General features: G+C 67.9%; 14 protein-coding genes. 8 read left to right on the top strand and 6 right to left on the bottom strand.

From position 1 onward, the window contains the following. Positions 1 to 23 precede the first annotated feature (23 nt). The 3 genes from AC1DF3_RS14265 to AC1DF3_RS14275 all read left to right on the top strand — a co-directional run bounded on the left by AC1DF3_RS14265 (position 24) and on the right by AC1DF3_RS14275 (position 3,006). Positions 24 to 1,202, top strand: a complete 1,179-nt coding sequence (locus AC1DF3_RS14265) for an acetyl-CoA C-acetyltransferase (RefSeq protein ID WP_286532890.1) — start codon at positions 24 to 26, stop codon at positions 1,200 to 1,202. Positions 1,203 to 1,207: 5 nt separating this feature from the next. Further along, entirely contained in the window at positions 1,208 to 1,885 is a 678-nt protein-coding gene (locus AC1DF3_RS14270; RefSeq protein WP_286532891.1) for an RraA family protein, read from the top strand. 128 nt (positions 1,886 to 2,013) lie between these two features. After that, entirely contained in the window at positions 2,014 to 3,006 is a 993-nt protein-coding gene (locus AC1DF3_RS14275) for a tripartite tricarboxylate transporter substrate-binding protein (RefSeq protein WP_478139974.1), read from the top strand. On the opposite strand, the gene AC1DF3_RS14280 is transcribed toward AC1DF3_RS14275, so the two are convergent. Further along, positions 3,007 to 3,882: an endonuclease/exonuclease/phosphatase family protein gene (locus tag AC1DF3_RS14280; protein ID WP_478139975.1), complete on the bottom strand. Its 876-nt coding sequence runs from the start codon at positions 3,880 to 3,882 to the stop codon at positions 3,007 to 3,009. A 10-nt stretch (positions 3,883 to 3,892) separates the two neighbouring features. Continuing rightward, the gene (locus AC1DF3_RS14285) at positions 3,893 to 4,858 is read right to left on the bottom strand and encodes a LysR family transcriptional regulator (protein WP_478139976.1); all 966 of its coding nucleotides are present in this window, start codon (positions 4,856 to 4,858) and stop codon (positions 3,893 to 3,895) included. Positions 4,859 to 4,976: 118 nt separating this feature from the next. Between AC1DF3_RS14285 and AC1DF3_RS14290 the strand changes: the two genes are divergently transcribed. Genes AC1DF3_RS14290 through AC1DF3_RS14305 form a run of 4 tightly spaced genes read left to right on the top strand, consistent with a single transcriptional unit; the run spans position 4,977 to position 8,753 of the window. After that, complete coding sequence (locus tag AC1DF3_RS14290; RefSeq protein WP_478139977.1) at positions 4,977 to 5,936, top strand: Bug family tripartite tricarboxylate transporter substrate binding protein; 960 nt, start codon at positions 4,977 to 4,979, stop codon at positions 5,934 to 5,936. Between the two features lie 2 nt (positions 5,937 to 5,938). Continuing rightward, positions 5,939 to 7,171: a CaiB/BaiF CoA transferase family protein gene (locus AC1DF3_RS14295; protein WP_478139978.1), complete on the top strand. Its 1,233-nt coding sequence runs from the start codon at positions 5,939 to 5,941 to the stop codon at positions 7,169 to 7,171. A 14-nt stretch (positions 7,172 to 7,185) separates the two neighbouring features. Continuing rightward, a complete protein-coding gene (locus AC1DF3_RS14300) occupies positions 7,186 to 7,575 on the top strand; it encodes a cupin domain-containing protein (RefSeq protein WP_478139979.1) in 390 nt (129 codons plus the stop codon). 14 nt (positions 7,576 to 7,589) lie between these two features. Then, entirely contained in the window at positions 7,590 to 8,753 is a 1,164-nt protein-coding gene (locus AC1DF3_RS14305; RefSeq protein ID WP_286532898.1) for an acyl-CoA dehydrogenase family protein, read from the top strand. A 4-nt stretch (positions 8,754 to 8,757) separates the two neighbouring features. On the opposite strand, the gene AC1DF3_RS14310 is transcribed toward AC1DF3_RS14305, so the two are convergent. The 4 genes from AC1DF3_RS14310 to AC1DF3_RS14325 are packed head-to-tail and all read right to left on the bottom strand — an operon-like array spanning position 8,758 to position 12,828. Next, positions 8,758 to 9,591, bottom strand: coding sequence for a carbohydrate ABC transporter permease (locus AC1DF3_RS14310; protein WP_478139980.1), 834 nt, complete (start codon positions 9,589 to 9,591; stop codon positions 8,758 to 8,760). Next, positions 9,588 to 10,487: a carbohydrate ABC transporter permease gene (locus tag AC1DF3_RS14315; RefSeq protein ID WP_286532899.1), complete on the bottom strand. Its 900-nt coding sequence runs from the start codon at positions 10,485 to 10,487 to the stop codon at positions 9,588 to 9,590. Before AC1DF3_RS14315 ends, AC1DF3_RS14310 begins: the two co-directional genes overlap by 4 nt. Continuing rightward, positions 10,484 to 11,788 (bottom strand): ABC transporter substrate-binding protein, encoded by a 1,305-nt coding sequence (locus AC1DF3_RS14320; RefSeq protein WP_478139981.1) that lies wholly within the window; start codon positions 11,786 to 11,788, stop codon positions 10,484 to 10,486. Before AC1DF3_RS14320 ends, AC1DF3_RS14315 begins: the two co-directional genes overlap by 4 nt. Before the next feature lie 23 nt (positions 11,789 to 11,811). After that, entirely contained in the window at positions 11,812 to 12,828 is a 1,017-nt protein-coding gene (locus AC1DF3_RS14325) for an ABC transporter ATP-binding protein (protein WP_286532902.1), read from the bottom strand. Positions 12,829 to 12,960: 132 nt separating this feature from the next. Here AC1DF3_RS14325 and phbB point away from each other — a divergent pair, with 132 nt between their 5' ends. After that, positions 12,961 to 13,698, top strand: coding sequence for an acetoacetyl-CoA reductase (gene phbB / locus AC1DF3_RS14330; protein ID WP_286367376.1), 738 nt, complete (start codon positions 12,961 to 12,963; stop codon positions 13,696 to 13,698). Positions 13,699 to 13,745 lie beyond the last annotated feature (47 nt).

Consider the following 13,745-nt stretch of genomic DNA (forward strand, 5'->3'; position numbering starts at 1 on the left):
CAATCCACGCATCGGAGCACACCATGGAAGACATCGTCATCGTTTCAGCCGCACGTACCGCCGTGGGCAAATTCGGCGGATCGCTGGGCAGCATCCCGGCCACCGAACTCGGTGCCATCGTGATCAAGGAATTGCTGGCGCGCGCCAAGGTCGGCAGCGACCAGATCGGCGAAGTCATCATGGGCCAGGTGCTGACCGCGGGCAGCGGCCAGAATCCGGCGCGTCAGGCGCTGCTCAAGAGCGGCATCGCCAAGGAGACGCCGGCGCTGACCATCAACGCCGTCTGCGGCTCGGGCCTCAAGGCCGTGATGCTGGCGGCGCAGGCCGTGGCCACGGGCGACAGCGAGATCGTGATCGCCGGCGGCCAGGAGAGCATGAGCATGGCGCCGCACGTGCTGCCGAACTCGCGCAACGGCCAGCGCATGGGCGACTGGAAGCTGGTCGACTCGATGATCATCGACGGCCTGTGGGACGTCTACAACCAGTACCACATGGGCATCACGGCCGAGAACGTGGCCAAGAAGTACGACATCAGCCGTGCCGCGCAGGACGAGCTCGCGCTCGGCAGCCAGACCAAGGCCGCGGCGGCGCAGGACGCCGGCAAGTTCAAGGACGAGATCGTCGCCGTCAACATTCCGCAGAAGAAGGGCGACCCGATCGTCTTCGACAAGGACGAGTTCATCAACCGCAAGAGCACGGCCGAAGGCCTGGCTGCGCTGCGCCCGGCCTTCGACAAGGCCGGCGGCGTGACGGCCGGCAATGCCTCGGGCCTGAACGACGGCGCCGCCGCCGTGATGGTCATGACCGCCAAGAAGGCGGCCGCGCTGGGCCTGAAGCCGCTGGGCCGCATCGCCAGCTATGCCAGCACCGGCCTCGACCCGGCCTTCATGGGCATGGGCCCGGTGCCGGCGTCGCAGAAGGCGCTGCAGCGCGCCGGCTGGAAGCCGCAGGACCTCGACGTGCTCGAGATCAACGAGGCCTTCGCGGCCCAGGCCTGCGCGGTGAACCGCGAGATGGGCTGGGACATCAACAAGGTCAACGTGAACGGCGGTGCGATCGCCATCGGCCATCCGATCGGCGCGTCCGGCTGCCGCATCCTGGTGACGCTGCTGCACGAGATGCAGCGGCAGAACGCCAAGAAGGGCATCGCCTCGCTGTGCATCGGCGGCGGCATGGGCGTGGCCCTGACGATCGAGCGCTGAGCGTCTTGGACGACGCGCAGCTCTTTCGCCAGATCCGCGACGAGCTGTTCGTCGCCGCGGTGGGCGACGTGCTGGACACCATGGGTTTCCAGCACCAGTTCCTGCCGGCCGGCATCGCGCCGCTCGAGAAATCGATGCGCATCGTCGGCCGTGCCATGCCGGTGCTCGAGGCCGATGTCGTCAACGACGGCACGCGCTCGGCCGGGCCCCTGTCGGGCAAGCCCTTCGGCCTGATGCTGGAGGCGCTCGACGACCTGAAGCCGGGCGAGATCTACATCGCCACCGGTGCCTCGCTGCGCTATGCCCTGTGGGGCGGCCTGATGTCGACCCGGGCGCAGCACCTGAAGGCGGCCGGTGCCATCCTGGACGGCTACGTGCGGGACGCCGGCGAGATCGAGCGGCTCGGCTTCGACGTCTTCTGCCGCGGCACCTATGCGCAGGACCAGGGCGTGCGCGGCCAGGTCATCGACTACCGCTGCACGATCGAGATCGAGGGCGTGCGCATCGCGCCCGGTGACCTGCTGTTCGGCGACCGCGAGGGCGTGCTGGTGATCCCGCGCGCGGTCGAGCGCGAGGCGGTGGCCAAGGCCCTGGACAAGGTCCGCACCGAAAACAAGGTGGCCGACGCGATCCGCGGCGGCATGAGCGCCTGCGAGGCGCTGGCGACTTTCGGCGTGATGTGAGCGCCGGGCAGGGTGCGATCTGCGCATTCCTGCACAGGGTTTCCGAAAACCGAAGCCCGCCTTCCGAATTCGCCGATTGCGCGATCCCGGCGCAGCACCGACCATGCCCGTTCCACTCGGGAGACAACATGGAAACAAAGCTGAAGGCGCTGACCGGCGTCATCCTGGGCGCTGCCCTGGCCACCCTCCAGGCACCGGCCGCCGCGCAGGCCCCCTGGCCCGACAAGCCCGTCACGATGGTGGTGCCCTATTCGGCCGGCGGGCCCACCGACGTGGTCGCGCGCATGCTGGCGATCCCCATGGGCAAGTCGCTGGGCCAGACCGTCATCGTCGAGAACACGGTCGGCGCCGGCGGCACCATCGCGCCCGCGCGCGTGGCGCGGGCGGCACCGAACGGCTACACCATCCTGATCCATCACATGGGCATGGCGACCGCGCCGGCGCTCTACAAGAAGCTGTCGTACGACCCGCTGAAGGATTTCGAGTACGTCGGGCAGGTGCTCGACGTGCCGATGACGCTGCTGTCGCGCAAGGACTTTCCGGCCAACAACTTTCAGGAACTGCTGGCCTACGTCAAGGCCAACAAGGACAAGGTGTCGCTCGCCAACGCCGGCATCGGCGCGGTCTCGCAGCTCTGCGGCCTGCTGTTCACGAGCCAGATCGGGGTCGAGCTGACCACCGTGCCCTACAAGGGCGCCGGGCCGGCGCTCAACGACCTGATGGGCGGCCAGGTCGACCTGCTGTGCGACCAGACCACGCAAACCGCCCCGGTGATCAAGGAGGGCAACCGGGTCAAGGTGTTCGGCGTGACCACGCCCCAGCGCCTGTCGAGCCTGCCGAACATCCCGACGCTCGACGAGCAGGGCCTGAAGGGCTTCGACGTACGCGTCTGGCACGGCGTCTATGCGCCGAAGGGCACGCCGCCGGCGGTGATCGACAAGATCAATGCCGCGCTGCGCGTGGCGCTGCAGGACCCGGTGGTCAAGCAGCGCCTGGCCGACTTGAGCTCGGAGATCGTGCCGATGGACAAGGTCACGCCCGAGGCGCTGCGCAGCCATCTGACGGCCGAGGTCGCCAAGTGGGGCAAGGTGATCCGGGCCGCGGGCATCCAGGGGGAGTGATCAGTCCCCGAGTTCGATCATGACCGGCTGATGGTCGGAGGCCTGCGTCTGCAGGTCGACCTCGACCTTGCGCACCCGCGGCGCCAGCGAATCGCTCACGAAGACGAAGTCGCAGGCGACCGGGTCGGGCCCATAAGTGCGGTCGAAGAGGCGGAAGGTCGGGTCCTGCGGCCGCTCCGGGTGGGCCAGCGGCCAGGCATCCTGCAGGCGTCTTGCGGGCGTGCCCCCGGCCGGCAGCGCCGGGTCGACGAAGGCCTGCACGATCTCGTCGTAGGCCGGGTCGCTCGCCGCCATGTTGAAGTCGCCGCACAGGATCGCCTGCGGCGTGTGCGTCTTTGCTTGGAAAGGCGAGACTTCGCGCGGGTCGACGGGTGGCGCCGCGGCCTGCTCGCAGGCCTCCAGATGCAGCGCGCGCAAAGCCCGGGCCTGGGCCAGGCGCTGGCTCGGCGAGTAGTACTCCAGGTGGGTGGTCATCACGCGCAGCGAGCCGAGCTCGGGGCTGGCGAGCGTGACCACGGTGCACATGCGCGGCATGCTGGTCACGGTCGGGTCGGCCGGCCACGGCAGGGGGTGATGCTGGACGCGGGACACCGGCAGCCGGGTGGCGATCAGGTTGCCGAATCGCATCGGCCGGCCGTCGGCGCCGAACTCGTCGACCGCGGCGCCGAAGAACAGCCGGAAGCCCGGCAGCAGGGCCTGCAGTTCGGCCGGCTGGTCGCCGGGCTGGCCCGGCATGCCGTCGAAGCCCGAGGCGATCTCCTGCAGGCACAGCACGTCGAAGTCGGCCATGGCGCGCGCGCCGTCGACGATCCGCCGCGGACTGACGGCGTCGTCGAGGCCGCGGCACCATTGGGTGTTCCAGGTCACGAGTTTCATGGCGTTCCCATCAGCGTTGATGAGGGCGTTTTATCAGGTTGCTCCGACCCTGTTGCTGCTTGCGGCTGGGCATCGGCAGCATCGCCTCGCGCAGCCCCTCGATCGTCGAGCCGGCGCTGGCGACGAATTTCTCGAGGGCCGGACTGGTGCGGGCCGGATTCCAGACCAGCAAGGCCGGCGTGATGGCCGAGGCGCCGGTGAACGGCACGAAGCGGACGTTGTCGACGCGCGACCGCGCGAGCGAGCGCGGCACCAGCGACACCCCCAGCCCTTCGGCCACCATCGCCACGATGGTGAGCCACTGGCGCGCGGCATGGACCGTCTTCGGATGGACGCCGGCGCGGCTGAAGATGGCGATCACGTTGTCGTAGTTCGCCGGCGACACGTCGCGCGAGAACATCACGAAGCGCTCTTCGCACAGGTCGCCGAGATCGACTGCCTCCGCGCCGGCGTAGCGGTGGGCGGCCGGGAGGCAGAGCACGAACTCGTCGTCGACCAGCGGCAGCGAGCGCAGCTGGGGCGGGACCACGAAGGCATTGAGGAAGCCCGCATCGAGCTGGCCGTGCAGCAGGCCCTGGAGCTGCTCCGCGGTCGACATCTCGTGCAGGATCAGTTCGATGCCGTGGGCGTCGGTGTCGAAGCGTTGCACGATGGCCGGCACGCCGCGGTAGACCAGGGAGCCGGCCATTCCGACGTCGAGCCGGCCGCGGCTGCCGCTGGCCACGGCCAGGGCGATCGACGAAGCCCGCGCGACGCGATCCAGGATCTGGCGGGCTTCCTCGAGGAAGGCGGAGCCGGCCGGCGTCAGTTCGACGTGCTTGCTGCTGCGCAGCAGCAGCCGCACGCCCAGCTCTTCCTCCAGCGCCTTGATCGCCAGGCTCAAGGGCGGCTGGGTGATCGCCAGCCGGTCGGCGGCGCGTCCGAAATGGAGTTCTTCGGCCAGCACGGCAAAGTACCGGAGGGAATTCAGCTTCATCCGCAACGATTCTAGAAATGAATCGATCCAGCCACAATGTGAATTGGACGCAAATGATCATCGTCTCCAAGATCCGGGACGTCGCAATCCAGACGACGGACCTACAGGAGACAACCGCATGCATCCATTTCAACGGGCCCTGGCGCTGCTGGCCCTCGTCGGCTCGACGCTTGCCGCCGCGCAGGACTATCCCGCGGCGCCGATCACGATGGTGGTGCCGTTCGCGGCCGGCAGCGGCACGGACGCCGTCGCGCGCATCGTGGCGAAGCGGCTGGGCGAGCGGCTCAGGCAGCCGGTGCTGGTGGACAACAAGGCGGGCGCCAGTGCCCAGATCGGCGCCCAGTACGTCGCCAAGGCCAAGCCCGACGGCTACACGCTGTTCATGACGACGAACACTTCGCATTCGGCCAACCCGGCACTGTTCGCCAACCTGAAGTACGACCCGATCAAGGACTTCACGCCGATCGCCCGCGTGGGCGAGCTGCCCTTCGCGGTGGTCGTGGGTTCGAAGCTGCCCGTGAACAGCATGAAGGAGCTGATCGACTACGCCAAGGCGAACCCGGGCAAGCTCTCCTATGCGACGCCGAACAGCACCTCGCTGGCGGCCGCCGAGACCATCAAGCGGATCGCCGGCATCGACATGCTCGGCATACCCTACAAGTCCAGCCCGCAGGCCTTGACGGATCTGATGGGCGGGCAGGTGCAGATGTATGTCGCCGACCTCGGCTCCAGCATGTCGATGATCAAGGCGGGCAGCGTCCGGGCGCTGGCGGTGACGACCAGGGGGCCGGTCAAGTCGCTGCCCGGCGTGGCGCCCGTGGCCGACACGGTCAAGGGCTTCGACCTGACCTCCTGGAACGGCGTCCTCGGGCCGGCCGGCATGCCCCGGCCCGTCGTGGAGCGGCTGGACGCCGAGCTCCGGCAGGTGCTGGCCGAAAAGGAAGTGCAGGACCAGCTCGCGCAGCTCGGCTTCGAAGTCTGGCCCAGCAGCGGCCCGGACGATTTCGCGAAGTACGTGGCCGACCAGCTCGCGCACTGGACCGCGCTGATCAAGCAGGCCGGCATCCGCCAGGAATAGCCATGAAGCAGCAAGCAGATCGCGCGCGCCGCGGCCCGCTCTCGGGTGTGCGCGTGCTCGACATGACTTCGGTGGTCATGGGGCCGTATGCGACCCAGATCCTGGCCGAACTGGGCGCCGACGTCATCAAGGTGGAGAGCCGCGAGGGCGACAACATGCGCCACGTCGGGCCCATGAAGAATCCCGGCATGGGGCACATCTTCCTGCACGCCAATGCAGGCAAGCGCAGCATCGCCCTCGACCTGAAAGCCGACGATGGGCGCGAGGCGGTGCTGAAGCTCGCCGAGGGCTGCGACGTGCTCGTCAGCAACGTGCGGCCGAAGGCGATGGCACGCCTGGGCCTGCACTACGAAGCCGTCAAGGAGCGCAGTCCGCGGATCATCTACGTGAACTGCTGCGGCTTCGACCAGGACGGGCCCGATGCGGCGCGGCCGGCCTATGACGACCTGATCCAGGGCGCCACGGGCGTGCCGTGGCTCATGCAGCAGTACGGCGCGCCCGAGCCGATCTATGCGCCGACGACGCTCTGCGATCGCGTCACCGGCCTGCATGCGGTCTACGCCGTCACCGCGGCGCTGTATGCGCGCAGCCAGACGGGGCAGGGGCAAGCGGTGAGCGTGCCCATGTTCGAGTCGATGTCGCAGTTCATCCTGGGCGACCACATGGCCGGACTGAGCTTCGATCCGCCGCGGGGCGAGCCCGGCTATGCACGGCTGCTGACTCCCCACAGGAAGCCGTACGCCACGCGGGATGGGCGCCTGTGCGTGCTGATCTACAACGACAAGCACTGGCGCAGCTTCTTCGAGGCCATCGGGGAGAGCGACGGCCTCGGGGCCGATCCGCGCTTCGCGACGCACGGCGCGCGCGCGGCCCACATCGACGCCGTCTATGCCGAGGTCTCGCGGATCATGCGCAGGCGCACAACGGCCGAGTGGCGGGCGCTGCTCGATGCGGCCGACGTTCCCAACATGCCGATGAACAGCCCGGCCGACCTGCTGGCGAACGCCCAGCTGCGTGCGACCGGATTCCTGCGCCAGACCCTGCATCCGACGGAGGGGCTGCTGCACGTGATGGCGCCGCCGACGAAGTGGTCCGCGACCCCTCCCGAGCGCGAGCCCGCGCCCGCGCCGCGCCTGGGGGAGCACACCGTCGAACTGCTGCGCGAGGCCGGCTATTCGGATACCGCTGTCCGCGGCCTCCTGGCCAGCGGCGCCTGCACGGCGCCGAGCACCTGATCATGAATCCGATCATGAAACCGAAGTACCTGGTCCGCAGCCAGGACGTCCCGAGCTACCGGCCCGCCAATCACCACCACACGAGCAATCAGCGCCTCATCGGCCCGGAAACCACGGGCGCACGCCAGATGGAGGTGGTGCTCGGCACCTTGCAGAAGGGCGGCGGCGCATTGCCGCACGCGCACCCGGGCGTCGAGCAGGCCTGCCACCTGCTGGAGGGCACGGCACATGTGGAGGTGGCGGGCGAAGCCTTCGACATGGCAGCCGGCGACACCTGCTTCTTTCCGGCCGACGCCATGCACGTCTTTCAGGTGACGAGCGACACCCCGGTCAAGCTGCTGGTGATCTACAGCCCGCCCTACGCAGAGTCGCCGGAAAAGCTTCGCCGGCCCGCCTACGATTGAATCAGGAGACCTCCATGAACTTCAGCCTCACACCGGAGCAGGAACAGATCCGCAACGCCATCGAAAAGGTCTGCGCGCCTTTCGATGCCGACTATTGGCTGCGCAAGGATCGCGAGGGCGGCTTTCCGGCCGACTTCCACAGTGCGCTCGCCGAGTCGGGCTGGCTCGGCATCGCGATGCCGCAAGAGCATGGCGGCGCGGGGCTCGGCATCAGCGACGCGGCACTGATGATGCACACCATCTCCGCGACCGGCGCCGGCTTGTCGGGTGCGTCCGCGGTCCACATGAACATCTTCGGTCTGCATCCCGTGGTCGTCTTCGGGACGGACGAGCAGAAGCGGCGCTGGCTGCCGCCGCTGATCCAGGGCAAGGACCGCGCATGCTTCGGCGTGACCGAGCCGAACACCGGCCTGAACACCCTCAAGCTGAAGACACGGGCTGTCCGCGAAGGCGACCACTACGTGGTGCACGGGCAGAAGGTCTGGATCAGCACGGCCCAGGTCGCGAACAAGATCCTGCTGCTGGCGCGCACCACGCCGGTCGAGGACTGCACGGGCACCGAGGGCCTGAGCCTCTTCTACACGGACCTGGACCGCTCGAAGGTCGAGGTCCGCGAGATCGAGAAGCTGGGCCGCAAGTGCGTCGATTCGAACCAGGTCTTCATCGACGGCCTTCGGATCCCGGTCGAGGACCGGGTGGGCGAGGAAGGCAAGGGATTCAGCTACATCCTGCATGGCCTGAACCCCGAGCGCATCCTGATCGCGTCGGAGGCGATCGGCCTGGGCCGCGCCGCGCTGGAGCGCGCCGCCAACTATGCCAACGAGCGCGAAGTGTTCGGCCGCCCGATCGGCATGAACCAGGCGATCCAGCATCCGCTGGCGAGGTCGTGGATGGAACTCGAGGCGGCGCACCTGATGGTGCAGAAGGCCGCCTGGCTCTACGACCAGCAGCTGCCCTGCGGCGCCGAGGCCAACAGCGCGAAGTTCCTCGCTGCGGAAGCCTGCTATGGCGCCTGCGAGAACGCGATCCTGACGCACGGCGGCATGGGCTACGCGAAGGAGTACCACGTCGAACGCTACCTGCGCGAAGCCTGGATCCCGCGCCTGGCGCCCGTGAGTCCGCAGCTGATCCTCTGCTTCATCGCCGAGAAGGTGCTCGGCCTGCCGAAGTCCTATTGAGCTTTCACTTGATGCCGGCGCGCATGAAGCTCTGCACGAACTGCCGCTGGAACAGCAGGAAAGCGATCAGCAGCGGCGCCGAAGTCATCAAGGTGGCGGCCGTGATGACCGACCAGTCGACGCCCTGGTCGACCGACGAGAACACCTGCAGGCCCACGGTCAGCGGCCGCGCGTTGACGCTGTTGGTGATGATCAGCGGCCAGAGGAAATTGTTCCAGTGGAAGCTCACCGACACCAGCGCGAAGGCGGTGTAGACCGGCCTGGCGAGCGGCACGTAGACGCGCCACAGCGTCTGCAGCGCGCTGGCGCCCTCGACCCGCGCGGCCTCGTCGAGCTCCTTCGGAATGCCCATGAAGGTCTGGCGCAACAGGAAGATCGCGAAGGCCGAGGCGAAGTAGGGCAGGCCGATGGCCAGCAGCGTGTCGACCAGGCCGAGCTTCGCCATGGTCTTGTAGTTCTCGACCAGCAGGATGTCCGGCATGATCATCAACTGCACCAGCACCAGGGCGAAGGCGACGCCGCGGCCCTTGAAGCGGTAGCGCGCGAAGGCATAGGCCGCAAGCGTGCCCAGCACCAGTTGCACCACCAGCACCATCGCCACCAGCAAGGTGGTGTTGAGGAAGTAGCGCGCGAACGGCGCGGCCTCCCAGGCGCGGCGGAAGTTGTCCAGCGTGAGCGGCGCCGCGAGCGCGAAGCGGGTCGAGAATTCGGCCGGGTGGAAGGCGGTCCAGACCGCGTAGGCCAGCGGCAGGATCCACAGCAGCGCGAGCAGCCAGGCGGCCAACGTGTCGAGCAGCGTGGGCTCGTTGTAGGCCAGGCGTTGGGCCGACGCGCTCATTTGTAGTGCACCTTGCGGTCGAGCACGAAGAACTGGAACAGCGCGATGCCCGCCAGCACCACCACCAGCACCACGGTGATCGCCGAGGCGTAGGCCGTGTCCCAGAAGCTGAAGCCCACTTCGTACAGGTGGTAGAGCAGCAGGATCGAGGCGTTGTCGGGCCCGCCGCGGGTCAGCACGAACAGGTGGTCGACCATCCGGAAGGCGTTGATGAAGGCATTGACCAGCACGAACAGCGTGGTCGGCATCAAGAGCGGCCATTGCACCCGGCGGAAGAAATACCAGCGCGAGGCGCCTTCGATCGCCGCAGCCTCGCGCAGGCTCGGATTGAGGCTCTGCAGCGCCGCCAGGTAGAAGATCATGAAGAAGCCGGCCTCTTTCCAGATCGCCACCAGCGTGACCGCGCCGAGTGCCGTCGCCGGGCTGCCGAGCCAGTTGTGCGAGGGCAGGCCCAGCGCGCCGGTGATCTGCTCGAGCAGGCCATACTGCGGCGTGTAGAAAAACAGCCAGATGTTGGCCACCGCGATCATCGGCAGCACCGTCGGCGTGAAGTAGGCCATGCGCAGGAAGGCGCGGCCCGCGATGCGCTCGTTGACCCACAGCGCCATCACCAGCGCCAGCGCTATCGACATCGGAATGGTCGCGCCCGCGAACCAGAGGTTGTTGCGCACCGCCTTCCAGAACACCGGGTCGCCGACCATGACCTGGTAGTTCTCGAGCCCGACCCAGACGCCGGCGCGGCTGCCCTTGGGCGTCGAGTAGAAGCTGTCGACCAGCGTCGAGACCGCCGGCCAGTGCGTGAACGCGACCAGCAGCACCAGCGCCGGCAACAGCAGCAGCCAGGCGTGCGCCGCCTCGCGGGCGGTGCTGCTGCCGGCGGTGGTGCCTTGCCTCACTTGGACGCGCGCAGGATCCGGTCGGCCTCGCGCTGCGCGTCCTGCATCGCCTGCGCCGGCGTCTTGCTGCCGGTCAGCGCGGCCTGCAGGCCATCGTTGAGCGCCTTGGTCACGCGCTGGTTGTCGTGGGTGGAGAACTCGGCGACCGACACCGGCAGCTGGTCGCGCGCCACCAGTGCGGCGGGGAAGTCGCGGCCGTACTTGCGCAGCGTGTCGGTCTCGTAGGCGGCCGGCGAGACGGCGACGTAGCCGGTGTCCATGCTCCATTGCGCAGCCCGCTCGGGCTGGGTGATCCACTTGACGAACTTGAAGGCGGCATCCTGCTGCGCCGGCGTCGACTTCTTGAATATGTAGAAGTTGCCGCCGCCGGTGGGCGAGCCCTTGCGCTTGTTGCCCGGGATCATGCCGACGCCGAAGTCGAACTTGGCGTTGGCCTTGATGTTGGTCAGGTTGCCGGTGGTGGTGTAGATGATGGCGGCCTTCTTCTCGAAGAAGTCCTTGGGCGTGGTGCCCCACTCGACCACGCCGGGCGGGTGGATGCCGGCCTTGCCGAGGTCGACCCAGTACTGCAGGGCCTCGATCACCTTCGGATCGTCGAACTTCACGGCGGTGCCAGCCTCGTTGGCGAGGATGGCGTCGTTCGGCGTCGTCAGGGTCTGGAACAGCCAGTAGGGGAAGCCGCTCGACGGGATCTGCACCCCCCATTGCGCGACCTTGCCGCCGGCGTCCTTCCTGGTCAGCTTGGTGGCGGCGTCTTTCAGCTCGGCCCAGGTGGCCGGCGGCTTGTTCGGGTCGAGCCCGGCTTCCTTGAACAGCTCCTTGTTCCAGTACATGACCACGGTCGAGCGCTGGAACGGAATGCCCCAGGTTTTGCCGCCGGTCTGGCTGTTCATCATGAAGGCCTTGTAGAAGCCGCCCAGCCAGGCCTTGTCCTCGGCCGTCTTCACGAAGTCGTCGAAGGGGACGATCGCCTCCTCGTCGATCAGCGTGAACATGTCGGTCGACAGCAGCACCGAGGTGACCGGCGGCGTGCCCGACTTGTGCGCGGTCAGGGCCTTGACGATGGTCTCCTGGTAGGTGCCGGCGTAGATCGGCGAGACCTTCACGCCCGGGTTCTCCTTCATGAAGCCGGCGGCGAAGCCGTCGATGGTCTTGGCGATCGGGCCGCCGACCGCGACCGGGTAGTAGAACTGGAGTTCCACCGGCGCCTGGGCGTACACGAGGCCGGTGCCGGCGGCGAACAGGCCGCCGGCGGCCAGCAGGGGCAGGGCCAGGCCCCGGACGAAAGTCTTGCGTTTCATGGTCTTCTTCCTCGGGAGTGAAATCAATCGATGCGGTGGCCGGCGGCATCGAAGCCGTGGCTGTCTTCGGGCGCCCAGTACAGGCCGACCTGGTCGCCCGGCGCGGCCTCGCAGCCGCCCGCCGTGCGCACCAGCAGCACCTGGCTGCCGATCGCGCAGCGCAGCACCAGGTCGGCGCCCAGGTATTCGAGGCCCCGGACCGTGGCGGGGATGCCGCGCGGAGCGAGCGCGATGGCTTCCGGCCGGACGCCGAGCATCGCGGCGTCATGGCCGGTGGCGACCTCGCTGCCGGCGATGCAGCCGCCTTCCAGCGCCACCAGGTTCATGGCCGGGGTGCCGATGAAGCGGGCCGCGAAGGTGGTGGCGGGGCGGGCGTAGAGCGTGCGCGGCAGGCCGGCCTGCTCGATGCGGCCGCGATTCAGCAGAACCACCTGGTCGGCCATGCTCATGGCCTCGGTCTGGTCGTGGGTGACGTAGACCACCGTCAGCCCAAGCTGGCGCTGCAGCTCGCGCAGCTCGCGCCGCATGTCCTGGCGCAATTGGGCGTCCAGGTTGGACAGCGGTTCATCCATGAGACAGACCTTGGCCTGCGCCACCAGCGCCCGGCCCAGGGCCACCCGCTGCTGCTGGCCGCCCGAGAGCTGCGAGGGCTTGCGATCGAGCAGGGCGTCGAGGCCCAGCAGGGCGGCGACCTCGCGCAGCCGGCGCGCGCTTTCGGCCGCCGGCGTCTTTCGCACCGACAGGCCGAAGCCGATGTTGTCGGCCACGCTCAGGTGCGGGAAGAGGGCGTAGTTCTGGAACACCATCGCGATCCCGCGCTGGGCCGGCGGCAGGGCGGTGACGTCGCGGCCGTCGATGACCACCCGGCCTTCGGTGGCGGTTTCCAGCCCGGCCAGGATCCGCAGCGTGGTCGACTTGCCGCAGCCGGACGGGCCGAGCAGCACGCAGAATGAGCCGGGTTCGATTTGCAGGTTGACCGACTGCAGGGCGGTGGCGTCGCCCCATGATTTGGCGATGTCGATCAGCTCGATTGAGGACATCGACTCAGTATATGGACGGCTTGTGACACCCGGTTGCATTGAGGGGTCAGTGTTTTCCTCATCGGGCGGGCTCCAAAAACTTCGATAAAGTGGTCAACGCCTGTTCAGGCTCGCAAATACCAAGGAAACTTCATGAGCAAAAAAGTCGCATACGTCACCGGGGGCATGGGGGGCATCGGAACGGCCATTTGCCAGCGCCTGGCCAAGGACGGTTTCACCGTCATCGCCGGCTGCGGCCCCACCCGCGATCACGCCAAATGGCTGGCGGAGCAGAAGGCCGAGGGCTACGAGTTCCATGCCTCGGTCGGCAACGTCGGAGACTGGCAGTCCACCGTCGAGGCCTTCACCAAGGCCAAGGCCGAGCACGGCAGCATCGACGTCCTGGTCAACAACGCGGGTATCACGCGCGACCGGATGTTCCTCAAGATGACACCGGAAGACTGGAGCTCGGTGATCGAGACCAACCTCAACAGCATGTTCAACGTCACCAAGCAGGTGGTCGGCGACATGGTCGAAAAGGGCTGGGGCCGGATCATCAACATCAGCTCTGTCAACGGCGCCAAGGGGCAGGCCGGGCAGACCAACTATTCGGCCGCCAAGGCTGGCATGCACGGCTTCACGATGGCGCTGGCACAGGAGCTCGCCGCCAAGGGCGTGACCGTCAACACCGTCAGCCCGGGCTACATCGGTACCGACATGGTGAAGGCGATCCGCCAGGAAGTGCTCGACAAGATCGTCGGCACGATCCCGGTCAAACGCCTCGGCGAGCCGAGCGAGATCGCCTCCATCATCGCGTGGCTGGCGACCGACGAAGGCGGGTATTCCACCGGGGCCGACTTCTCGGTCAATGGTGGGCTCCACATGCACTGAGGCGCCGCCACGGAAGACGCTGCGAAAAAACCCGCCACGGCGGGTTT

It is taken from the genome of Variovorax sp. 10N432, assembly GCF_056394465.1.